At 32.7% G+C, this 22021-nt stretch carries 17 protein-coding genes and 1 pseudogene; 14 read left to right on the top strand and 4 right to left on the bottom strand.

Features of this window, described 5'->3' with window-relative positions; translation table 11 throughout:
* Positions 1 to 65 precede the first annotated feature (65 nt).
* The 4 genes and pseudogenes from MYS68_RS26620 to MYS68_RS26605 all read right to left on the bottom strand — a co-directional run bounded on the left by MYS68_RS26620 (position 66) and on the right by MYS68_RS26605 (position 7383).
* On the bottom strand, positions 66 to 554 hold the full coding sequence (locus MYS68_RS26620) for a VanZ family protein (protein ID WP_248928735.1): 489 nt from the start codon (positions 552 to 554) through the stop codon (positions 66 to 68).
* A gap of 196 nt (positions 555 to 750) precedes the next feature.
* A pseudogene (locus tag MYS68_RS26615) lies at positions 751 to 2109 on the bottom strand (IS4 family transposase).
* 960 nt (positions 2110 to 3069) lie between these two features.
* Positions 3070 to 4677, bottom strand: coding sequence for an S-layer homology domain-containing protein (locus MYS68_RS26610; protein WP_248928734.1), 1608 nt, complete (start codon positions 4675 to 4677; stop codon positions 3070 to 3072).
* Positions 4678 to 4923: 246 nt separating this feature from the next.
* Positions 4924 to 7383: an O-antigen ligase family protein gene (locus MYS68_RS26605; protein WP_248928733.1), complete on the bottom strand. Its 2460-nt coding sequence runs from the start codon at positions 7381 to 7383 to the stop codon at positions 4924 to 4926.
* 185 nt (positions 7384 to 7568) lie between these two features.
* Between MYS68_RS26605 and galU the strand changes: the two genes are divergently transcribed.
* Genes galU through MYS68_RS26535 form a run of 14 tightly spaced genes read left to right on the top strand, consistent with a single transcriptional unit; the run spans position 7569 to position 21949 of the window.
* Positions 7569 to 8462: a UTP--glucose-1-phosphate uridylyltransferase GalU gene (galU, locus tag MYS68_RS26600; protein ID WP_248928732.1), complete on the top strand. Its 894-nt coding sequence runs from the start codon at positions 7569 to 7571 to the stop codon at positions 8460 to 8462.
* A gap of 17 nt (positions 8463 to 8479) precedes the next feature.
* Positions 8480 to 9502: a Wzz/FepE/Etk N-terminal domain-containing protein gene (locus MYS68_RS26595; protein ID WP_248928731.1), complete on the top strand. Its 1023-nt coding sequence runs from the start codon at positions 8480 to 8482 to the stop codon at positions 9500 to 9502.
* 16 nt (positions 9503 to 9518) lie between these two features.
* Positions 9519 to 10787 (top strand): flippase, encoded by a 1269-nt coding sequence (locus MYS68_RS26590; RefSeq protein ID WP_248928730.1) that lies wholly within the window; start codon positions 9519 to 9521, stop codon positions 10785 to 10787.
* Positions 10777 to 11883 carry a UDP-galactopyranose mutase gene (gene glf / locus MYS68_RS26585; RefSeq protein ID WP_248928729.1) on the top strand — a complete coding sequence of 369 codons (1107 nt, stop codon included), beginning with the start codon at positions 10777 to 10779 and terminating at the stop codon, positions 11881 to 11883. The genes MYS68_RS26590 and glf overlap by 11 nt, the downstream gene beginning before the upstream one ends.
* On the top strand, positions 11883 to 13079 hold the full coding sequence (locus tag MYS68_RS26580; RefSeq protein WP_248928728.1) for a glycosyltransferase family 4 protein: 1197 nt from the start codon (positions 11883 to 11885) through the stop codon (positions 13077 to 13079). Before glf ends, MYS68_RS26580 begins: the two co-directional genes overlap by 1 nt.
* 10 nt (positions 13080 to 13089) lie before the next feature.
* A complete protein-coding gene (locus tag MYS68_RS26575; protein ID WP_248928727.1) occupies positions 13090 to 14007 on the top strand; it encodes a glycosyltransferase family 2 protein in 918 nt (305 codons plus the stop codon).
* A gap of 19 nt (positions 14008 to 14026) precedes the next feature.
* Entirely contained in the window at positions 14027 to 15217 is a 1191-nt protein-coding gene (locus MYS68_RS26570) for an O-antigen ligase family protein (RefSeq protein ID WP_248928726.1), read from the top strand.
* Positions 15205 to 16350: a glycosyltransferase family 4 protein gene (locus tag MYS68_RS26565; RefSeq protein ID WP_248928725.1), complete on the top strand. Its 1146-nt coding sequence runs from the start codon at positions 15205 to 15207 to the stop codon at positions 16348 to 16350. Before MYS68_RS26570 ends, MYS68_RS26565 begins: the two co-directional genes overlap by 13 nt.
* A 13-nt stretch (positions 16351 to 16363) precedes the next feature.
* Positions 16364 to 17323, top strand: coding sequence for a glycosyltransferase family 2 protein (locus tag MYS68_RS26560; RefSeq protein WP_248928724.1), 960 nt, complete (start codon positions 16364 to 16366; stop codon positions 17321 to 17323).
* Positions 17324 to 17339: 16 nt separating this feature from the next.
* The gene (locus tag MYS68_RS26555; protein ID WP_248928723.1) at positions 17340 to 18080 is read left to right on the top strand and encodes a sugar phosphate nucleotidyltransferase; all 741 of its coding nucleotides are present in this window, start codon (positions 17340 to 17342) and stop codon (positions 18078 to 18080) included.
* Between the two features lie 2 nt (positions 18081 to 18082).
* Entirely contained in the window at positions 18083 to 18634 is a 552-nt protein-coding gene (rfbC, locus tag MYS68_RS26550) for a dTDP-4-dehydrorhamnose 3,5-epimerase (RefSeq protein ID WP_248928722.1), read from the top strand.
* Between the two features lie 10 nt (positions 18635 to 18644).
* Positions 18645 to 19664, top strand: a complete 1020-nt coding sequence (rfbB, locus tag MYS68_RS26545) for a dTDP-glucose 4,6-dehydratase (protein ID WP_248928721.1) — start codon at positions 18645 to 18647, stop codon at positions 19662 to 19664.
* A gap of 1 nt (position 19665) precedes the next feature.
* Positions 19666 to 20511 (top strand): dTDP-4-dehydrorhamnose reductase, encoded by an 846-nt coding sequence (gene rfbD, locus MYS68_RS26540; RefSeq protein ID WP_248928720.1) that lies wholly within the window; start codon positions 19666 to 19668, stop codon positions 20509 to 20511.
* 31 nt (positions 20512 to 20542) lie between these two features.
* On the top strand, positions 20543 to 21949 hold the full coding sequence (locus MYS68_RS26535) for an undecaprenyl-phosphate glucose phosphotransferase (RefSeq protein WP_248928719.1): 1407 nt from the start codon (positions 20543 to 20545) through the stop codon (positions 21947 to 21949).
* The last annotated feature ends 72 nt before the right edge of the window (positions 21950 to 22021 follow it).

Below are 22021 nucleotides of genomic sequence, written 5' to 3'. Positions count from 1 at the left end.
CCCAATCAAATCAAGGCTTCATCCGACTAATGGCGGAAAGTTGGGCTAAGACAAATAGAAATAGATTATGAATTTCTCTTGTATCGATTTTTAAACAATTTAATAAAAATCAAAATTGTAGCCCCGAAAAAAGAACCAATTGTATCAATTATCACATCGGAAAAAAGGGCAGTTCTTCCTCCAGTTAATCTTTGATGGAATTCATCTGAGGCAGCATATATAACACAAAGGAAAACAGTAACTGTTAAACGATTAAACAGGGTTTTACTTCGTAGGGCGAAAGATACTGAGAAACCGAGCATTGCGTATATTGTAAAATGAGCAATTTTTCGAATGAAAAACTCTATTAAGCCAGCAACTCCCATAGTTGAAATATTGATTGTGGCTTCCCCATAGATGAAATTTATCTCGGATAAGTTATTACTGGCTATGGAATTGGGGATGATTGCACTGATCGCTGGTGTAATGTCTTGCTGACTATGAGTTTGGGATGAAGCGTAGAAGATGATTGCCATACAAATAATTGCGGGAATCCATCGTAGAAACAGTCTCATAAATTAAAAAACTGCCTTCCTTAGTTCTTAGTAGTCGGAAAGATAAGCTTTTATGGAAATACATAACCATTATACCGTTAATGGGGATATTAATCTAATGAACATAAAATGAATATTTTTTATAAAAAAATAACTCTTCTATGGTTTGTCCACATATAGCATTACTGAAATAACGGTAAAAATAGAAAAAATTTACTCAACTTTCGCTGCTTGAAATAGGCAAATAAGCCTTGACATAACCGGGCAAAGCAGCGATCCATTTCTGGAGTTGACTTTGAATCATTTTTGAGATCTTCTTGCCAACTTTTGTTGCAAGTTCGTTGATCAGCTCAACGAGTTTTTGTAGCGCATCCGCCCAATCGAGCGCACTGACCTCATCGAAAGCAAATAGAACAAGCCGCCGAGCGTACGGTGATCGGTGCTTTGACGGTGTTGCCAAGCCAACAAAATATATCGAGAGAACACAATGGTTGTATGGCCGATCAACAAATCATAGGATCGCCCCTGGAACTCGGTTTGCAAACGGAGAAGCGATTTGGTGCATTTGAAGAAGACTTCAATATCCCAGCGCATACCATAAATCTCGATGACTTCTTCAATGGTTAACGTCAGATCTGTGGACAAAATCGCCAGCCATTCGTTTTTATTCGTGCGGTGACGGACGAATACCATCAAAACGGGAATACCTGGAGCGAGTTCGGTCCGTATGGAGCGTTAGTACGTTGCGGTGCTTCCCTTCGACCCGTGTGGCAGCCGCATAAAGTTCTTTTAGGTTCAGCCGACGTCCATGAACGAGATAGCGCTTGTTGTCATTTTTAACCATGCCAATGACGTGCAGACCGCGTTTTAGAATTTCCCGGATCAGCGGCGCATGCGTAAACCAACTGTCCATGAGCACATAGGAGGCCGTGATGCCTGCAGCCAGTGCGCGATCGATCATAGCCGGGATCACTTGTGGAGCCGGGAGTAATGCTTCCATACGACGCTTGTAGCCGGACAAACGTTTGTCGATGCCTTCCGTGATACCATGAATCTGCGACTTCAGCGAACTGAGCAGGGAGAAGTCGAGCGGGATGAAGGAATGTCCGTCCGACCACCCCAGCGTCAGCATACGAAACCCTTTGTAAAAAGCACCGGTTGCATGATCTTTGAATCGCGCTAACAATTCGACTTTCTTACTCCGATTCCGCGAAAACATGGAGTCGTCGACAATAAAAGCCTTCATACGCAGAGCCCCTGTGAGCGGATTTATTTTATGTACGGCAGTCCCGCTCAGATCAGTGAGAAAACGACGCCAGTTGTGGCCGACATGATTTAAAAATCGATATACCGCATCTTTGCCGGGAAACGATTCGGATTTATCGCTTTCAAGCAAGCGAAACCAATTCTTTTGATGAAACAAAAGAACGAACACCAATTGAAACAAGTAGGCGACAGTAAACCCGCATTGCTTTTTAAAGCGGGCGGCATTCAGATGCTGTAACACTTTCAATTCTTTGAAAGCCGGTTTAATTTCTTTTGGGAGCTGATTTTCGTGAGTATTTTCGGTTACCATGTAATAAGCACCTTTTCTGTTTTGTATTGGAATCTCGACAATTCCTATTATACCAAACAGAATGGTGTTTTCTTTTTGTCAAGATCGGTATCAAAAAAGCCATTAACCCAATAATCTCTAGTGATTAGACGTATTTTCGATCTGCGAAAGTTGAGAAATTAAGAATAGAATAATTTTGCTTCGTAATGAAATGTATTTGAGTTGATTGGATAGGAGCCTTAAATGAACGCCCATGCGGCTAAGAAGCATAAACAGGAGTGGTTCCCATTCGGATTAAGGCTCCCAGTATTGCCTCTGAGGATTACCGAAACCAATAAGTAAGTACAAATAGTTGCCAGCATACAGCAAAGGAAACTGTTACGATAACTTCTGCACGAATCCTTCACAGTTTGCTATAGAAGGAACTTATCCACTGTATTAGATTCACAACCAAACAGGAAGCCTGGCAGGCCATTTTCAGATACATTAAGTTCATTTGTAACCGTAAAAGAATCCACAGTGACATCTCCTATTTATGCATTAAAAAAACCATCCCTTGGTAAAATGGAGGTACCACCCAACCAAACACCAAAAAGGAGAGGTCTCTTTTTATATCACATAAATCTTGGATCAACTCTGTTGCCAACAGATCTGGAAGTGGATATCACAAATAATCAGAAAAATCGACAAATTAGCGGTATAAGATGGGCTGTGATGCTGAACAGAAGGCAAGTCTAATGTCTTCCCGGTAAATGAAAGAACGACCAGGGGGCCCGGAGATTCATGTTTCGCGACTTACTCAAAGTTATAGAGGTCGGGTTTCCCAAGATATGCTGAGGAAGGAAAAAGTTGATAAAAATAAACAAACGGTTGTGCAGAGTTAAACCTGCACAACCGCTTTTTAACGATGAATCATTCATAGGACCAGAGGGCTGGACCTCAACCAGATTATTCAACTTTGGAACAGCCCTTATCCATTGATTAGTTGATAAAGTTAGCTGTAGACAAGAAACGCTTAAGGATTGTAGCTGTTTGTGCGCGTGTAGCTTGGCTGTCCGGTCCGAGAGTAGTGTCAGTCAGACCATTGATCAAACCAGCGTTGATAGCAGCAGCGATTTCAGCTTTCGCCCAAACGATGTCGTCAGCGTCTTTGAACTTTTTCAGCAGACTTGCTTGATCGTCAGCCGAAACCGTTGTAGCGATATCGGCATAGCTCATAGCACGAACAGCCATAGCAGCCAATTCTTCGCGAGTGATTTGCGCATCAGGACGGAACGTTTTGTCTTCATAGCCGTTAATAATACCGGCTTGAGCTGCAGCAGCTACAGCGTCAGCATACCAAGCACCGGACTTCACATCAGTAAAGTCGCTAGCGGCCGATACAGTAGACAATCCGAGAGCACGTACCACAAGAGCAGCAAATTCAGCACGAGTGATGTTACGGTCTGCATCGAACTTATTGTCACTTACACCGTCAACAACCAGTTTGTTCGCAAGCAGCTCGATGTCAGCTTTAGCCCAGTGGGAAGCGATATCGTCGAAGCTCTTGTTCAATTCAACCACAGTGTAGATGCTGTTGCCGTTACGCTTCAGCGTAGCAATAGGCTGGTCGTCCTTAGTTCCGAAAACAGCTGGTACAAAGCTCAGCTTATTCGTAGCTTCGTTGTAGAGAACGCCTGTTGCTTTGCTGGAGTCAACCGATTTGCTCAATTTCACAGAACGCGAAACATAGGTATTGCCAAACTTGATGTTCGCAGTTTTACCGTCTTTACCTTCTGCAACAACATTGAAATCAACGACATCCGAAACTTGATTTGCACCAAGGCTTGCAGCCGCGTCAGCTACTGCTTTAGCAGCATCGTCGGAAAGCTTCTTAATGGATACTTTAATGTTCAAAACATCAACAGTTACATCAAGTTCTTTCGTCAATGCATCCAGGTCGAGCACTGACAGAGGCAGGGAATAAGAACCGTTATCAGATACTACGGTAATAACCGCGCCGTCTTTCAGTGCATCAACAAGTGCCGAAGCCGGAATGATGGCGATTTCCCCGCTGATTTTGATTTCTACGTTTTTAGATGCAGCGAGCGCATTTTTCAATGCCGTTGCATCTACATTACCGTTGGACTCTGCTTGAATGCTATTGTTAGTGCTGATCGGAGCAGCACTTCCGCTGGAGCCTCTACTACTTCTGCCGCTAGTGCTTTTATCGGTTGTGTTGTATACCGTTTGGTAAACCGATTCACCAACGGTACCGTTTTGGTATACATCTGCATAAACAGTTACATAATTAAACTCGTTGGAAAAGTATTTAGAAAAGTCATAGTAGTAGTTGCCGTTAGCATATGTGCTGTATGTAGCAGTGGTAGTGGTCACAAGTGCATTAGACGGCGAATACACGTTTAGATAAACAGCATCTTTTACACCGGTATAAACCGAGGAATAAACTGTTCCTGAAACGGTACCGTTTTTATAAACAAGATTCGAAAATCCTGTTGCGGCAAAAGCAAGTACCGGAACAAGCATGGAAACAAGCAGCATAACAGATAGCATTGCAGAAATTTTCTTCGTTAAAACGCGATTTGACACCAAGTTTCTCCTCCTATTTGTTTCTCTAGTTAAATTGCGTTTGAGTTGTGGGTTCATTTTATCGATTTCACCTCCTCTCGTAGCTTATATATTACATCTAAATAAAATACTAGAAAATACAAAATTTATTCTAACACCTTTTAACTTAAAATGGTAGCTATTTATGTGATTAAATAGCTACCATTATTAGGATTCAGAAAGATAAAATATGCATTGGTAGTAATAAATAAAAAATTTCAGTATCTATTAGGGAGTTGATATAAGTTCATTAATTTTCTGTTTTTCAGAAGGATCTTTTTCCAACAATTTTTCGTATAATCTCGTATCATTAGTTCCTTGTTTAATTAAGGACGCGAGTAACCATCGAATTACTGACCTATTTATTTGAACATCTAACTCATCTTCTCGCATCGCTGATCTGAAAACAGATTCACTATTAGAATACTCTTTGCGTGAGTAATAAATTTGTCCTACTGCCATGGCCATATCAGGAGTAACATAGAAAGGTCTGCCTTGCCCTTGAGTTTTTGGTAATTTTTCAAGTTCTTTAATCTTATTTTGAAATTCTGTGTATATGTTTAAGGCAATATCCCATTCTTGTTTTTCAAGGCTTTTATTATTTTGTCCGATTGTAAACTTGATAACGATTGCCCGCTCATACAAAGAAGAATCCCACGGATATATGGCCAAGGCATTATTAATTAGTTCGTAAGCTTTTTCCAAGTTTCCTTTTTTTATTAAAAGATCATATTCTTGTTCCAGGATTTGTCGGTTGTATGGTTCGGTAGCTTTTATTTTATTTATTAAATCATTGGCCTGATTGTAGAATTGCTCATTTTTGGTTTGAGTGTATAACTGAATTAAAAGTGAAGATTTAAAAAGAATATAATCAGGGTGTTTAGGTTGTAATGAAATTGCCTGATCAAGAGGCTTTGATATATCTTGATAAGCAGCATGCCTATTAATTAAAGCTATTGAGTTGTTAAAAAGAGTGCTTCCTTGCAACATTTTGAAAGTACTAAATGTTGTTATAATGCCGATAATCGCAAGAGTCATTGAAATAATGCTTGTAAGCCTGTATTTAGAAGATAAGACGGAAAATGAATGATTTTCGCTATTGTCTTCTTGAACGTTAGATAATATTACTCCAAAAAATAAAAAGACAATTGCCCCAAGATAGACATAACTTAAGTCGAAGTCTATTGCAGAGTGGAATAATATAGTTGTATTAAAGATTAATAAACCTATTGATTTATCTGAAAATCGAATATTTCTCTTGAAATAACTAGTGATAATTAGATAATATATTGCGAGTAAAAATAGCAATAAGCAAAAAAATCCAATAATCCCAACTTCAATAATATACTGCAAGAAAAAATTATGAGCTTGCCTACTGGTGTACGGATTATTTTGGTATTTTTCATAGATAACAGACCATGCTCCACCACCTGCTCCTAAGAGAGGATAGTCTTTTATTAATTTTATTGCATCTTTATAAAAAGTCTCACGTTCTCTGACACTATGTTGATCCAAGTTGATATTTTCTATCCGTTCTTTGATTTCCTCTGGAAATATATTCACTATCGATGACTTGTTTACAATAAAATATCCGATTATTGTTCCGAGTAATACAATGATTATTGATAATAAAAAATTTTTATACTTAAATTTGATTTTATCATCAATTCTTTTTTCATATTTTAGAGCAAAATGTTGAATAACATATATAATAAGAGAACTTATTATACCTGCGGCGATTACAATGAACCACCCAGTCCAAAAAAAGTTAGAAGTAGCCTCTTTAAAAGTATTCTCCCCTATCATTGATATTTTTTTCAAGATTAATAAAGATGCCAATGTTGATATGCAGAAATATAGTAGAAATAAAATTTGCCTTAAAAAAGAAAAAAAGGGTAATATCAATAAAAATATGATCGGTACAATCACAAGTGCGCCGCGTGATAAAGTTAGAAAAAACGAAACTAAAGTCGGTACTAATACTATACTATATAATATTGCACCAGTTTTTGAATTACTTCTAACTAAGTTTGATAAAGATAAGAACAAAAATGCTAGTAGGAAACAAGCATAAGTATTTGCGTACTGGAAAACGGAAGTCAATCTAAGTCCTATATCTGTCATCATGACTGAATCTTTATAAATTTTTGAAATACTTTCCGGGATTGTCGACCAATTTATTAGCCCAAATAACGAAGCATCACCGAAATAATTCAATAATCCAAATAGAATAATTAATAACGATGAAATCCAGAGAGTTCTACTAATTAATATAAACGATTTGCTTTTTTTGAAACTTGTAATCCCAATAACAAAACAAAATGCATAAAAAAGACTTATATAAATTGAATTGGTGGCTAAATGTAAGGAAACGGAGTTAAAACTAGAAATAAAAAAAGAAAGAGGTATGCACCAAATACAGAAAAGAAGTATAATCGAAAATTTTGAAATTTTATAATTATTAAACATCCAAACAGATAAAATAATTAAAGCAATAGAAGCAAAAAAGAAAGTAGTATATAGAGGCCTTTCAAATTCAAAAGTATTTCCATTAAATAAGGCTTTTTGATAGGGTGTTAAAAAAATGAAGATACATGTTAAAGTGATAATTGTAAGATTGAGAAAAGAAAAACCACCTTCCATAGATTTATTCTTTTTCTGATTAGCATAAGTTTTGCTTTTTATCATTTCCAAGTTCTCCTTAAAAATTAATCATGTCGAATAGATTATACAATAAAATTTGTAGTCAGAGCTACATCTGCCTTGATAGAAATATATTTCTCTAGTATTGTATTTTTAAATTTGTTAAAATAAGAAAGCAAAAAATGTGTAGAGAATTGTCATAAAAACTATAGCAGTGGAGGATTCGACTAATGTGTATAAGAAAAGCCATAATTCCTGCAGCTGGTTTAGGGACTAGATTTCTTCCGGCTACAAAGGCAATGCCTAAAGAAATGTTACCCATTGTAGATAAACCTACTATTCAGTATATTGTCGAAGAAGCTGTCGAATCAGGCATAACTGATATTATTATTGTGACTGGAAAAGGGAAGCGTGCTATAGAGGATCATTTCGATAATTATTTTGAATTGGAACAAAATTTATTGGAAAAAGGGAAAATTGAACTGCTGGATGCTGTTCAAAAACCGTCTAAATTAGTGGACATACATTATATTCGTCAGAAAGAGCCGAAAGGCCTTGGTCATGCTGTATGGTGTGCGAGAAAGTTTATTGGAAATGAGCCTTTCGCAGTGCTTTTAGGTGACGATATAGTAAAAGCAGAAACTCCGAGTTTAAAACAAATGATAGAGGTCTACAATAATTTCAATTCATCCGTAATTGGGGTGAAACCTGTAAGTATTGATGAAGTAAGCCGCTACGGAATTGTTAATGGCAAAAAATCTTCAGATAATTCTCGTATAACAGAGATAAATTCTTTAATTGAAAAACCAAAAAAAGAAGAGGCTCCATCGAATCTTGCAATAATGGGACGTTATATATTAACTCCAAAGATTTTTGAACTGTTAGATCTTCAAGAGGTAGGAACAGGTGGAGAGATACAACTAACCGATGCGATAAATAAACTTATAAGCTTTGAATCAATTGTAGCTTTTGAGTTTGATGGGGTTAGATATGACGTTGGTGAAAAATTAGGTTATATGAAAACTTTGATTGATTTCGCTTTAAAAAGAGATGATTTGAAAGACGAATTATTTAAATATTTACAAACGGTTGTTGCTAATTCCTTAGTTGGATCTGCTGATTAAAGGAGAGAATACTTTTTATGCAAGAGGAAAAAAAATTAAAGGAAATCATACTTGTAATTTTAGATGCGAAAAAACTTATTATATTGTCAACTGTTTTATGTATGTTATTGGGCGTAATTATAAGTTATAGTATTAAGCCAACTTTTGAGGTTTCTACAAATATTATGATAAATAATCAAGATGATAAAGAACAGCCAGTTTTAAAAGATCTATCTCCGATAGGAGATTATGTAAAAAGTAAATTTGTTATTTTGAAGATGATAAAAGAATTGAATTTAAATTACTCTGCTGAATATATCAGTAGTAACTTGTTAGTGGAAGTTCCAAAAGACGCCAATCAAATAAAGCTTAAAGTAACAGGCCAGGACGCCGGTTTAATAACGAAAATGGCGAATTATCTGGCAGATGAAGTTGGAGCATATCTCGAGATTTCTGCAAGATTAAATATGATATCTTCATATCAGAAACGTTTGATTGATGCTGAAGATAACCTCAAAGTTTCAAATTCAGAATTATCTGAAGCTACTAAACAGCTTCAAGGTACTCAGGAAAAATTACTAACGGAAAAATCATTGTCTGACGATCCTTACTTACAATCGGTTGTTGCAGAAGCAACGTCAGGGTCTAATAAAAAAGTTGGAGCATTGCAATTGCGAAATGAGGAAATAAACCCATTATATACATCTCTGAAAACAAAAGTAGCCGATTTAACTATAATGGTTTCTAGAATTCAATCAGATAAACAAGTTATAGAAGAGCGTATAGCATCTAATCAAAACAAAATAGATGAAATTCAAAAATCAATTGCTTCAAATAATAATCAATCCAATGATGGGCTGGTTAATTTTGTGAATAAATACAGTACAGTTTTGATAACTCCAGCTATTGAACCAGTTAAACCGGTAACTCCTAAAAAAATTATCAACACTTTTTTGGCTAGTTTGATTGGGTTTGTGGGAGGAATATTTATATCCTTATTTAGAGACTATTGGAAGAACAGTCCTGTAGTTGAAAGAAGCCAAAAGAACATTTCATTATAAGAGCGGGAATAATTTAATGAAATTTTTGAAAAATAAACTAGTGTCTAATATCTTTTCTCTATTTCTTTTACAGGGCAGCAATTATATTCTTCCATTAATAACACTTCCCTATTTAATTAAAGTATTGGGTTTTGAGAAATATGGATTAATATCATTCTCAACCTCGTTTTTGCAATATTTTGTTATTTTAACAGATTATGGATTTCAACTTTCGGCAACTAAACAAATATCTCTTAATCAAGAAAATATAGATCGAAAGAACTTGATATTCAGTTCTGTTATGATATTAAAAATTCTTATTATGATTTTTTCTTTTATTATTTTGTTTTTTATGATTAATTCTTTTAATTACTTTAACGAAAATAAAATAGTATATTATATTTCATTTTTAATAGTAGTAGGTAATGTGTTTTTTCCGGTATGGTTCTTTCAAGGTATTGAGAAAATGAAATATATAACTTATTTTAGTGTTTTTTCAAAAATATTAACTACTATTGCAATTTTTGTGTTCGTTAAGGTGGAAAATGATTATTTATTAGCATTGTTTTTGCAATCAATAGTAACATTATTAGCAGGGATCTTTAGTTTTTACTTTCTGTTTAAGAAATACTCTGTTAGATTAATGATTCCCTCGTTAAATGATCTTATAAAGGAATTGAAAATGGGTTGGCATATTTTTTTATCGACAGCCGCAATTTCCTTATATACAACAAGTAATATCTTTATTTTAGGTTTGTTTACAAATAACACTACTGTAGGAACTTTTAGTGCTGCGGATAAAATTATTAAGGCTGTACAAGGTCTAATAACTCCGATCTCACAAACAATCTTCCCTCACATAAATAACTTGGCTAGTGAATCAAAAACAACGGCGCTGTTATTTATAAAAAAAATATTAAATAAAGTTGGTATTTGTTTTGTAATTATTTCAATATTGATTTATTTCGGAGCTGAATGCATTGTATTATTAGTTTTTAAAGGGGATCTTCAAGTAACTAATTTAATCAAGATAATGGCACCGGTTCCTACTTTTGTTTTTTACAATACTATGTTTGGAACCCAAGTTATGTTAACATTTGGGTTGAACAAAACTTTCAGCAATATATTAATAATATCAGGTATCTTAAATATAATTATAACATTTCCTCTCGTTTATTTTTTTGGAAGTGCAGGAACTGCTTTGTGTGTCACTTTTACAGAATTTTTTGTTACTCTTATTATGTTTTTAGTTTTGCGTCAGAAAGGTTATACTTTATTTAGCAGGGAGAGAAAATATGAATTATGATTTTTTGGTAGTTGGTGCTGGATTCGCAGGTTGTGTAATTGCAGAAAGATTGGCATCTGCTGGATATAAAATAGTAATATTGGATAAAAGACCCCATATAGGCGGGAACGCTTTTGATGAGTTTGATTCTAACGGGATTCTCATCCATAAATATGGGCCTCATATATTCCACACTAATTCAAAGCAAATTTTTGATTATTTATCAAATTTTACACAATGGCGAAATTATGAGCACAAGGTTCTTGCAAAAATTGAAGATCATTTGTTGCCTATTCCGATTAATAGGACAACGATAAATAAACTTTATAACTTAGACCTTGATGAAGATGAAGTTAAAGATTTTTATGAGAAAGTAAGGGAACCTAGGAATCCTATATTAACAAGTGAAGACGTTGTAGTGAACACTGTAGGTTATGACTTATTTAATAAATTCTATAAAGGTTACACTCAAAAACAATGGGGATTAAAACCATCAGAACTTAGTTCTGGTGTTGCGGCAAGGATTCCAGTTCGTTCAAATGACGATGACAGATATTTTACTGATACTTTTCAAGCAATGCCTCTTAATGGATATACGAAAATGTTTGAAAAAATGTTAGAACATTTGAACATTGAAGTAATATTAAATGTTGATTATTTTGAGATAAAAAATAAATTTAATGTAAATCACACCATATATACCGGACCCATTGATGTCTTTTATAATTATTGCTATGGTAAACTTCCATATCGTTCATTAAATTTTGTTCATGAGCATTTTGAAAATATAATTCAATATCAACCTGTCGGTACGGTTAATTTTCCGAATGACTATGACTATACAAGAATAACTGAATTTAAACATTTGACAGGGCAATCTCATTCTGGAACATCGATAGTAAAGGAATATCCTCAAAGTGAAGGAGAACCATATTATCCTATTCCCCGTCCAGAAAATGATGCTTTATATAAAAAATATAGAGAACTAGCTGACGCAGAGAAAAATGTTACATTTGTAGGGAGACTGGCACAATATAGATATTATAATATGGATCAAGTCGTAGGTGCGGCTCTTACAGCTGCAGACAAGTTATTGACTAAGTTGGGTGAAAATTAATGGCAAAAATTAATTTCGTTGTCCCTCCTCTGGATGTAAACAAATTCTCAGGAGGGATTTGGTGCATTATGCAATATGCAGATGGACTGGCCAAAAAAGGCCATGATGTCGAAATTTATCCAATGCTTCCCTCTGACGAACCGAAATGGTACAAAGGATCGGCAAAGATAATTGTTTCTAAAAAAAGTACAAGAGTTAGTGAAGCTTTGAAAATTATGCCTTATTTAATAAATTGTGTACTTAAACGAGATAAAAACAAAATAAAATCAAGTATTCAAGCTTTTGTAGAAAAATTAAGTTTAATAGAACATAAAATTTTGCCCTACGAATTAAAAAAAGCTTTAACACTAAATTATTTACGAAATAATTTACGGAATGCGGATGTTACGATGGCGACATCTTTTGAGACAGCACTACCAGTTTTATTATATGGACGTGGAAAAAAGTTTTATTTTATTCAGCATTTTGAACCTTATTTTAAAAATGAAACTGAAAATCCTTTGCTTGCTGAAAAAGAAGCTTTACTAAGTTATAATTTAGGTTTAAACATTATTGCAAATTCTCCTTGGTTAAAAAGTAAGGTTGAAGAATATAACAGTAATTCTAAAATTGATTTATGTGAAAATGCTATAAATCATGAAATTTTTTACGGATCTCCCAAAATTGCTGACGAAAATAAAATCGTAAAAATAATAAGTTACGGAGGAAGAAATGCAGAGTGGAAAGGATTTAAGGAAATGGCGGAAGCTGTTAAAATATCTCGCCACCATTTAAGCGAATATACAATAGAATGGTATGTGTACGGTGATGCACTTTTGCCTCCTAATAATGAAATAGCATCGTATAAATCATTAGGTTTCTTAAAACCTGAACAATTAGCAGAGGCGTATAAGCAATCGGATATTTTACTTAGTGCCTCATGGTATGAAAGTTTCCCCTTGTTCCCTATAGAAGCTATGGCGTGTGGATTGCCTGTAATAACTACACAATACGGAACTGAAAGCTATGCTATTCATGAAGAAACAGCGCAAATTGTGGAAGCGAGAAATCCTGAAAATATTGCAAATGGTTTAATAAAATTAATTAAAGACGTACAATATCGGAATACTATTGCTAAAAACGGAAATTCAATAAGTAAATTATTTACTTGGGATAGATCAATAAATAAAATGAATGATCTTATCTTGGAAAAATAAGGAGTTTCTAATGCTTAAAATTTCGGTTCTAATTCCAACATATAACGCAGATTCATATATTCTTGATCTAATAAAATCTTTACAATCACAAGAGTTAAATGAAAAACAAACCATGGAAATAATTGTAATTGACTCCAGTTCGAATGATGATACTTTAGAAATTATTAAAAATAATTTTCCACAAGTGAAAGTTATAACAATTGCTAATAATTGTTTTAATCACGGAGGTACTAGAAATAAATTAGCTGATGAAGCAGATGGTGATTTTCTTTTATTTATGACGCAAGATGCTTTACCTTGTAATAATCATCTAATTAAAAATTTATTACATTCTTTTGACCTTGATAATAAAATTGTTGTTGCTTACGCAAGACAAGTCGCTAGACATGATGCGAGTGATATAGAGAAATTTAATAGATTATTTAATTATCCCGATCATTCAATAGTGAAAAAAATTGAAGATGTTGAAAAATTAGGTGTTAAAACTTTTTTTAATTCAAATGTTTGTAGTATGTATCGTAAAGATATTTTTAATAAATTGGATCGGTTTCCAGATCAGTCAATAATGAATGAAGATATGATTTTCGCAACAAAAGTAATAAATAATGGGTATAAAATATATTATTGTTCTGAAGCTCTTGTTTATCATTCACATAATTATAATTTATTGCAACAATTTAAAAGATATTTTGACATTGGAACAGCATTTACTCAAATAAAGGAATTAAAACAGTTGCCTTCGAATGGAAAAGAAGGGTTTAGGTTTTTTCTTTCATTAATACAATATTTATGTAAAAAACGTAAATTCACTCGAATACCCTATGCTTTTTTTGAGACGGTAATTAAATTTTTTGCGTATCAATTAGGAAAGAAAAATAAACAAATTCCATATAAAATCCGTAAATTATTGTCTGCATATTTAAAATAATCCAATGAGGAAACTTTCTATGGCTTTTGAAAATCAAAATAACAAAAATAACTTTGTTATCCCTTTTTTATTAGCGTTGTCTATTGGTCTAGATGGAATTTCATTAGGAAGTATTGGCGGAGGAAATCTTCGTTTATCTTATATATTAATTCCTGTGATGTTTTTGATTATTATTTTTCAATACGATTTATCTTCAAGTTTAAAAAAAGATTTTAAGACTTTTTTAATATCTTTCATTTTTGTTTTTTATTGTCTTTTGTCAATATTTTGGGCCCCTTCACTTAATGAATCGATTTATAATATAATACGACTTATAAATGGATATCTTTATTTTATAATTGCTTGGTCCTTAAAATTTAATCGGCGATCATTATTGGTTTTTCTAACAACAATTTCCTTGATTCAAGCTCTTGATGTAATTCGAAGATTTATTATGCTTTTACCTCTTATATTGAGTGGTACTTCAGCAAATATTGTAGTACAAAAAATTTCAACAATGTCATCATATGCAATTCAAAATTCAAATGCTGCTGCAGTTGTTGCAGGTTTTGGCACTATAATTGCAATGTATTATTTGAAAAAAATTAATAATAATGATGAAAGCTATGGATATAAGCGGATTTTTTGGTTATTCATTGCTGGTATTACCTCGATATCGATTATTTTTGCTTTGTCAAGAACAGCAATATTAGGTGTTTTAATTGGACTTATTATTATTTATAGAAGTAGAATAATTTTAATATCAAGTGGCATTATGTTATTTTTACTAGTTCTTATGTTAATAAATAATGATATATATTCATTATTTATTGGTAAAATTATGTATAGCGAATCAATAAATAATCGTATTGGTTTGGCCAAAATTGCCCTCGATTTATATTTAAATTCACCGATTATTGGAAATGGAATTGGTGCAATTACTGCATTATTTCCATATCTGAATGATATTGAAGTTGGTAATTCTTATGCCCATAACTTATACCTTACGATTGCTGCACAATTAGGGACCATAGGGTTATTACTATTTCTTATATTAGTTGTGCGTATTATAAAACTTAGATTGATAGAAAGAGATATCCTCGGGTTAGCTCTTATAGGGATGTTAGTATCAAAAGCAATTTTTCTATTTGATTTATCGGAAGAATATATATGGATTATTATTGCTTATTGTTCTATATCATATAAGGAGAGGAGAGATTGTTTAAATTGAGGATACTTATTTTAGTTTCGTCCGATACTTTAGATGGACCTGGAAGATGCATATTAAATACAATAAAAAATCTAAATAAAGATAAGTATGAAGTAGAAGTAGCTTTTTTGAGAAAAACTAAACAAGAAAGCATTATCGACGAATTGAAAAATCTTAAAATTAATTATCTTTATCTTGGAAACAGTAATTTTTTAAAAGGTTGGCTTAATATAAAGGCAATTATTAAAGGTATTATAGCGATAAAAAAAGGTAAATTTCAAGTGATACATTCTCATCTACACCGAGCAGCCGTATTTGGTTTTTTTATCTCAAGTTTTACAAAAGCTCCGCATATATGTACTGTTCATAATCAAGAAGCCCATCATACTAAAAGGGATTTATTTTCCAAGATTGTTACAGAACTTGAAAAAAGGTCTTATAGACAAGCAAGTAATGTAGTTTGTGTTGCAGAAGCTGTAAAAAAACATGTTGAAGAGAATTTATTAATAAATAAAAAAAAGATTACTGTTATTCCTAATTGCTTAAATATAAATGATTATCCCTTTAAAGAAAAAATAAATTCCTTAAAACAAATATTAAATATTAATGATAAAACTATTTTATTTGGTACTATGAGTAGATTAGCTCCGCAAAAAGGATTGTTTTATTTATTAGAAGCTTTTAAAAACTTAACTTTAAAGTTCAAAGATTTAAAATCGTTTCTTGTTTTAGCAGGGGAAGGGGAACTGAGAGAAGAAATTAGCGATTGGATAAAAAAGAATAATTTAGAAGATAAAATTCGAATGATTGGTCAACAAAATCCAATAGATTATTTGCAACAATTGGATGTATTTATGCTTCCTTCACTTTGGGAAGGAATGCCTATTTCATTAATTGAAGCTATGAGGTATGGATTGCCCTGTATTGTTACAGATGTTGGTGGGAACTCCGAGTTAATTGAACATGGATATAATGGTATAATGGTCTCTTCCGCAGACGTAACAAATCTCGAAATGGCAATGCAAAAACTTTTGGCTGACATGGAATATGCAAAAAAGCTTGGAAATAATGCTCAAAAAACAATAATGATGAAATATAACTGCTTAAAAACAACAAAAGATTTTGAACAATTATACGACAAAATAATTAACTAAGGAAAAATTAAAAATGGATTATAATGTTACTGTAATAATTCCATATTATAACGGTGAAAAGTACATTAATAAAACGTTACAATCAATAGTAAACCAAACATATAGACCTTTAGAAATTATCATTGTAGACGATGGGGCGAAAAATCCTTTTCAGTTAAAAATTGATACTACTGAAATTAGTACTAAAGTAATTCGTCAAGTCAATCAGGGAGTAGCTGCAGCAAGAACGACTGGTTTATACGCCGCATCAGGAGAACTTGTTGCTTTCTTAGATCAAGACGATATTTGGGAAGATACATTTTTGGAAAAAATGGTTCCTTATTTTTCAAACAAGGAACTTGGTGTTGTATTTAGTAATGTATATTTCATTGATCATAACGATACAAAGATAAATGAAGTTTTGTATCCCAGTTATCATATTACACTTCCGGTTTCCGGTAAAATATTTCCTAAAGAATATTATAAGTTAGATGTTGAAGATTTAGTTAGCAATTTTATCATATCACCTTCGCAATCTATTTTAAAAAAAGAAGCACTTCTTTCTATTGAAGGATTCAACAAAAATATTATTGGTGGAGCAGATGATTGGCATCTGTGGATAAAATTAATTAACAATAATTGGGCATTGCTTTATGAACCAATGCAACTAACTGGATATAGGAAGCATGAATCAAATGTTTCCAATAATAAATTTAAAATGATTGACTCTGAATATCAGGTCATTTCAGAATTGAAAAAAACATTAAATCGAAGCATAATTAGTAGCTTTGAGAGAGAACATCGATTAAGGAAGGCAAAAGTTTTAGCTTATGATAACCAACGGATAAAAGGTCTTTTTTTATTATTATCAACAATTTGTAAATTTGGAGTAAAGAAATATTCAATAATTTCAATCGTTAAAGTTATATTAGCATTAGTGTTACCATCAGGATTCTTAAAAATGTTAGCAAGGTATAAAAAGAAAAATAATTAAAGCAGAAGGTGATATTATGAAAGGTATAATTCTAGCCGGTGGTACTGGTTCACGTCTTTATCCATTAACAAAAGTAACAAACAAACACTTATTACCTGTTGGGAAATATCCAATGATCTATCATGCGATTCACGCATTAAAAAGAAGCGAAATTGAAGAGATATTAATAGTCACAGGCAAAGAGCACATGGGTGATGTGGTAAATCTATTGGGAAGTGGTAAGGAATTTAATCTTTCATTCACCTATAAAGTGCAAGATCAAGCGGGCGGTATTGCTGAAGCACTAGGTTTAGCGGAAAACTTTGTAGGAAATGATATGATGACAGTCATTCTAGGAGATAATGTTTTTGAAGATGATATATCTTATTATGTTAAAAACTTTATTAACCAAGGTACAGGTGCTAAAATACTAGTCAAAGAAGTACATGATCCTGAACGATATGGCGTCCCAGAACTAAGTAACAACAAGATTATTTCAATTGAAGAAAAACCGTTTAAGCCTAAAAGTAATTTTGCCGTGACAGGAATATATATGTATGATAATTCTGTATTTGATTATATTAAAACATTAAAACCATCTCATAGAGGGGAACTAGAAATAACGGACGTTAATAATCGATATATACAAAATAACAATTTGACTTATGATATATTGCAAGGTTGGTGGACTGATGCAGGGACACACAGTTCATGGGCCAAAGCAAATGAATTATCTAAAAATATTAATTTCGGTGAAGAATTTGGAAGGATTAAGTGAATATGAATATTATAGAAACAAGTCTTCCGGGCGTACTAATAATTGAACCGAAAGTTCATCAAGATAATCGTGGATTTTTTATGGAAAGTTATAGCCAAAAGGAATTTGACAAAAATAAATTAAATTATAATTTTGTACAAGATAACCATTCGTTATCTGTTGAATTGGGGGTATTACGAGGACTACACTATCAACTGAATCCTAAAGCACAAACTAAATTAGTTAGGTGTATTTCAGGGTCTATATATGATGTGGTAGTAGATATAAGAAAAAACTCCGCTACATTTGGTTGTTGGTTTGGAATAGAACTATCGGCAATAAATAAAAGGCAATTGTTAGTACCAAAAGGATTTGCACACGGCTTTTGTACATTAGAAAAAAATACTGAAGTTGTCTATAAAGTGGATGAATATTATGACCCTCAAATGGATAGAGGTATTTATTGGAATGACCCAGATATCGGGATATCATGGCCTCTGAACTATCCACCTATCTTATCTGAGAAAGATAGTAAATTACCGAGATTAATGGAAGCAGAAATAAACTTCGAATAAGGAGATAACTATGAATCTATTAGTTACAGGTGGCGCCGGGTTTATTGGTAGTAATTTTGTGAAATATATGCTTAATAATTACCCCAATTATAAAATAATTAATTTAGATAAATTAACATATGCTGGTAATTTATTGAATTTGAAAGATATTGAAAAGAAACCAAACTATCGCTTTGTTAAAGGTGATATATGTGATAAGGATTTAATTAATTCTCTAATTGAAGATATTGATGTTATCATTAATTTTGCTGCCGAGTCGCATGTAGACCGAAGTATAAAAAACCCTGAGGTTTTTTTAAACACAAATGTATATGGAACCCAGATTCTACTTGAAGCTGCTTACAAAAATAAGATAAGCAAGTTTATACAAATTTCTACTGATGAGGTATACGGTTCTCTTGGGAAAACTGGTCTATTCACTGAAAGCACACCACTTTCCCCAAATAGCCCTTATTCTGCAAGTAAAGCAAGTGCAGATTTGTTTGTTAAAGCTTATTTTGAAACGTATGGTTTACCGATTAATATCACACGTTGCTCTAATAATTATGGTCCATTTCAATTCCCTGAGAAGTTAATTCCTTTGATGGTGACTAATGCATTAGAAGGAAAAAAATTGCCTATATACGGAGATGGACTAAATATAAGGGACTGGTTACATGTTAATGATCATTGTACAGCCATTGATTTAGTTATTCACAAAGGCAAACCTGGGGAGGTTTATAATATTGGTGGGAATAACGAAAAAACAAATTTGGAAATCGTTAAATTGATATTAAACCATTTGAATAAATCCGATGAAATAATTACTTTTGTTTCTGATCGTTTAGGCCATGACAGACGTTATGCAATAGATTCTTCAAAAATTCAAAAAGAATTAGGATGGGTACCAAAATATTCTTTTAATGAAGGGATAAAAGAAACAATTGATTGGTATTTAACAAATAATCTTTGGTGGGAGAATGTAAAAAATGGGGAATATTCCAAATATTACGAAGAATATTACTGTATAAACATACCGGAGAAACTGTAAAATGAAAATTTTAATAACAGGAGCTGCAGGACAACTCGGGAAAGAATTAAGTATTTATTTAAATAGTCAGCAAAAACTTGAAGTTTTTGCATTTGGTAAAGAAAACTTAAATATTATTAATTTTTCGTTGGTAGATGACTTAGTTCAAAAAATAAGACCAGATGTAATTATCCATTCAGCCGCATATACAAAAGTAGATCAAGCAGAAATAGATAAAGATACAGCTTATGAGGTTAATGCATATGGAACGAGAAATATTTGTGTAGCTGCTGAAAAAGTTTCGGCAAAATTAATTTATATAAGTACTGACTATGTTTTTGATGGAACTAGTTCAATAGCATATAATGAATTTGATCGAACAAATCCGATAAATGTCTATGGCAAATCCAAAAAGGCCGGGGAAGACATTGTACAAAGTCTGGTTAGCAGATATTTCATAGTAAGGACCTCATGGGTCTATGGTTTTTATGGAAATAATTTTGTTAATACGATGTTAAATTTAGCAAAAGAAAAAGATGAAATAAAAGTTGTTAATGATCAACATGGGGCCCCTACCTATACACTTGATTTAGCTAGATTTATTTATACATTACTAAAAACCGAATTATATGGAATCTATCATGCAACAAATAGCGGCTATTGTTCTTGGTTTGAATTTGCGAACACAATATTTAGCATAACTAATACTAATACTAAGATTTTGCCTTGTAGTACAGAGGATTTTCCCAGACCTGCGAGCCGACCTAAATACTCAGTTCTAGATCATATGTCAATAAGGTTAAATAATTTTGAGGATTTAAGACACTGGAAGGACGCATTAAAAGACTATTTGAAAATTAAAAAATGATAAACCTCATTATATTTAGAGGTGAGATGAATTGGTTAGAGGAAAAGATAGATTTTTATCACAGGTTTATGTGCTGATTGATCTAATTTTTATTGAAGTTTCATTTATTTTTTCGTGGTGGCTAAAATTTCAAAGTGAAATGATTTCGTTTGAATCTCACTTGCCATTCAATATATATTTTCCGTGGAGTTTTGTATATTGCATATTTTCTGTTGTTCTAGGTTATGTGTTTTTCTTATACTATCCAAAAAGAAAAAAAAATTTTTCTTACGAATTTTTTAAGGTCATTCAGGTACACATTATAAGTCTTTTAATGTTACTTAGCTTATTATTCATTACGAAAGAACTTGATATATCAAGACATTTCATGGCTTTATTCTTGTTAAATAATATCATCTTTGTTTCAATTTATAGATTTGTTCTTAAAGTATTCCTTCGAAAGATTAGAGAGAAAGGATATAACAATAGATTTGTACTAATTATAGGTGCGGGTTCAGTAGGACGTAAATTTTGCCAAAATCTAAAGGTTCATCCAGAAATAGGGTATAAAGTGATTGGTTTTTTAGATGATTTTCAAAAAGAACACGATATACAAAATAAAAATATCGAACCAATACTGGGGACTATTGATCAACTTTCCCAAATTATTGATAATACAATTGTAGATGAAGTAATAATCGCATTACCTCTAGAAGCTCATAAAAAGCTGCCAAGTATTATAAATCAATGTGAAAAGGCTGGAGTCAGGACATTAATAATTCCCGATTACTTTGACATTTTGCCATCTAAACCGTTTTTTGATAATTTTGCAGGCATTCCGTTAATAAATGTTCGAGATGTACCTCTAGACGAAATGACGAATAGGTTATTAAAACGCGCTTTTGATATTGTTTTTTCACTTTCTGCTATATTAATTTTATCTCCCTTACTAATAATTATAGCAGTTGGTGTAAAGATAAGTTCGCCTGGTCCCATAATTTTTAAGCAAGAACGTGTCGGTTTAAATAGAAGAACATTCATGATGTATAAATTTAGGTCGATGAGAGCATTGCCTCCTGGCGTTGTTGATACAGGTTGGACTACAGCAAATGACCCACGAAAAACCAAATTTGGCGCTTTTTTGCGTAAAACAAGTTTAGATGAATTGCCGCAATTTTTTAATGTATTACTTGGACATATGAGTGTAGTAGGACCTCGACCAGAACGGCCATATTATGTAGAACAATTTAAAGAAGAAATTCCGAAATACATGATTAAACATCATATTCGTCCCGGAATTACAGGTTGGGCGCAGGCTTGTGGACTAAGGGGCGATACATCGATTGAGGATCGAATTAAACATGACATCTACTACATCGAGAATTGGAGTTTCATATTTGATATCAAAATTATTTTTAAAACTATCGCAAACGGTCTAATTAATAAGAATGCATATTAGAAGTTATTAATACTACCGAACACTGAATACTGAAATAACAAAGATATAAAGATACATTGCATAATTGACTCA

The organism is Paenibacillus hamazuiensis (genome assembly GCF_023276405.1).
GTDB classification, from domain to species: Bacteria; Bacillota; Bacilli; order Paenibacillales; family NBRC-103111; genus Paenibacillus_AF; species Paenibacillus_AF hamazuiensis.
Note: the sequence above shows the minus strand (reverse complement) of the source record. Positions and strands in the feature narration are given on the sequence as shown.